We start from the raw sequence: 596 nt of genomic DNA, 5'->3' as shown, positions 1-596 counted from the left end.
TCCGTCCGGCCCTTGGCGCCGCCGAAGGCCGTGCCGCGCCAGTTGCGCCCGGTGACCAGCTGGAACGGCCGGGTCGAGATCTCGGCCCCCGCCGGCGCCACGCCGATGATGATGCTCGTCCCCCAGCCCTTGTGCGCGCATTCCAGCGCCGTGCGCATCACGCCGACGTTGCCGGTGGCGTCGAAGGTGTAATCGGCGCCGCCCTTGGTGAGCTCCACCAGGTGCGCGACCATGTCGCCCTCGACGTTCTTGGGGTTCACGAAATCGGTCATGCCGAAGCGGCGCGCCATCTCCGCCTTGTCGTCGTTGAGATCGACACCGACGATCTGGTCCGCCCCCGCCAGCCGCAGGCCCTGGATCACGTTGAGCCCGATGCCGCCCAGCCCGAAGACCACGCCGCGGCAGCCGATCTCGGCCTTGGCGGTGTTGATCACCGCCCCGATGCCGGTGGTGACGCCGCAGCCGATGTAGCAGATCTTGTCGAAGGGCGCGTCCTCGCGCACCTTGGCCAGCGCGATTTCCGGCACCACCGTGTGGTTGGCGAAGGTCGAGCAGCCCATGTAATGATGGATCGGCGTGCCGTCGAGCATCGAGAA

The 596-nt window shown here is 68.5% G+C and carries 1 protein-coding gene; it reads right to left on the bottom strand.

From position 1 onward, the window contains the following. The coding region (locus tag DU478_RS22575; protein ID WP_147276425.1) for a zinc-binding dehydrogenase at positions 1-596 on the bottom strand (596 nt) is incomplete at both ends.

The sequence above is a fragment of the Thalassococcus profundi genome (assembly GCF_003344785.1).
GTDB classification, from domain to species: domain Bacteria; phylum Pseudomonadota; class Alphaproteobacteria; order Rhodobacterales; family Rhodobacteraceae; genus Puniceibacterium; species Puniceibacterium profundi.
The sequence above is the reverse complement of the archived record's forward strand: the minus strand, read 5'-3'. Positions and strand labels throughout refer to the sequence as shown.